Here is a 1,971-nt window from a genome sequence, read left to right on the forward strand (position 1 = left end):
GATCCAGAGACCCAAGAGATTGTTCCCATTTTTAATCCTCGCAAACAAAAATGGGCAGAGCATTTTGTTTGGCAAGATAAGGGCGTTGTTATAGGAGGAACTACACCCATTGGTCGGGCAACTTGCCTGCGGCTTGATTTGAATGATACTCGTTATCCAGAGGAAGATTCTATTCGAGCAACCAGACGATTTTGGATACAAACCGGATTACACCCTCCAGCAGGTGATCCGTGTCAAGCTTGAAGTAGTGTGGCTGCCAGCCAGCTAACCCTGCGTGGCAGCGGACGGATGAAAGCTGCTGGTGTTAAGTTTAGGGTTATCCGCCGCTGTTGAACTCAATCGTTATACCGCTGCGCTGCGAGACTCTCGTAGCGCACACCATCGGTGACCGAGTGAGATTAAGGTGTGCAAGTACTCGATAGTGCTGTCGTTCTCGCTGTCGGTGGTAGAGAGCTACTCAGTAGCTCTAGGGCAAAGCCGACAGATAAAGAGGAACGATCGTCCCTGCTGAAGACCAAAATCCTTGTCCAGCACAACCTCGACAAGTCCAAATGGTGGGTGGTTGAGACTAGGTAGAGTGATCGCTTCTGTGTGCTGCTGCGTAATATTGCGTTGCAACGGACGGGACTGAGATTTGGAGGTTGGAAGAGGGAGAGCTATCGCCAGGACGTTTGCCTAGGAAGCAAAGATATATTTTTATAGCGGCCTAGCTGTGGTGATATTCAGCATTCCTGTACACTAAATATCAGCCTCAATTATCCAGGCTACTGCCACGCAATCTGCTGTCATTTTCTATGAATGCCGTTAGGTCTCCATCATCCCACCCGCTCAGGGACTATGTTCACCGCCTCGAAACAGGTCAGGCGTTGTTGTCTGACTCACCACAAAATTTGATGGAGGTTGTTGGCATTCTAAAAAGCTACGGTGTCGTCCTAGATGCCTATTGGAAAAACTTGGTGTACATTGCTGATCACCAGTTTTTAGTGCTGTTTCCTTTCTTCAAGTATTTCAATGGTGAAATATCGCTAGGTAAGCTACTGCGGCATTGGTGGCACGATCGCATCAACTACGAATATGCTGAATACTGCATGAGAGTGATGCTATGGCACGGCACAGGTGGCTTGGATGCCTACTTAGATAGTGACGAGTTTAAGCGTCTTGCCCAGCAGTCTATTCAAGCAGCCATCAAAGGTAACTGGCTTATACAGGCGATCGACCGAGCATTTCCTGAGTTTTTGCCAGAACAAATTCGGCAATTAGCCTGTTACAGCGCCTTGGGACAGTTTTGGGAGGTGATGAGTGAGATTTTTCTAACCCTTTCCGATCGCTACGATCAGGGCAAAATTCAATCTATTCCTCAGGTGGTGGACTACATCCAAGCAGGGTTAGTCAAGGCAGCCGCTAAGCCCATTACCTATGCGCCCGTAGTTCGGGGACAGCGCTATGACATTATTCCTGCCTCCGCTGGGCTAACATTCCTGATGGATGTAGCAGTACCCTACGTAGAGGCGGTGTTTTTCCGGGGCACTCCCTTCTTTGGCACGGTTTCCTACAATGCTCAAGCGCAACAGATTTCCTCGGATCAGGGCCAGTTTGCCTATGGTGCTCTGTATGCTGATCCGTTACCGATTGGTGGAGCAGGAATTCCGCCAACGTTGCTGATGCAGGATATGCGCCATTTTCTCCCCGATTACTTGCTAGCCCACTACCGTCAACAACTGCGGGGTGAGAGTGATATTCGGGTGAAAATTTGCCAAAGCTTTCAAAAATCCATGTTCTGTGTAACGAGTGCAGCGATTCGCGGTCTAGCTCCTTACCCGTTGGATACTACTGATGTCAACCAACAACTGGCAAACCGTCACTATCTAGAAGGGTGGATGGATCGTCTGCAAACCTCCTGTTTGTTGGCAGCTAATCAGTAATGCTTAGTATTATTGCCTGGTACCTGACGTTGCAACCATGCATCACTGG

The 1,971-nt window shown here is 48.9% G+C and carries 2 protein-coding genes; both read left to right on the plus strand.

The window, feature by feature from the left end; all coding sequences use genetic code 11:
• A partial coding sequence (locus NZ772_18120; protein MCS6815472.1) for an HNH endonuclease occupies positions 1-243 on the plus strand: 243 nt, incomplete at its 5' end.
• Positions 244-794: 551 nt separating this feature from the next.
• A complete protein-coding gene (locus NZ772_18125) occupies positions 795-1,922 on the plus strand; it encodes a CO2 hydration protein (protein ID MCS6815473.1) in 1,128 nt (375 codons plus the stop codon).
• The last annotated feature ends 49 nt before the right edge of the window (positions 1,923-1,971 follow it).

This window comes from Cyanobacteriota bacterium, assembly GCA_025054735.1.
In the GTDB taxonomy this organism is placed as follows: Bacteria; Cyanobacteriota; Cyanobacteriia; order SKYG9; family SKYG9; genus SKYG9.

Excerpts from the sequence above, each read along its gene's own strand:
- NZ772_18125 (MCS6815473.1), top strand. The coding sequence starts at position 795 with ATGAATGCCGTTAGGTCTCCATCATCCCACCCGCTCAGGGACTATGTT.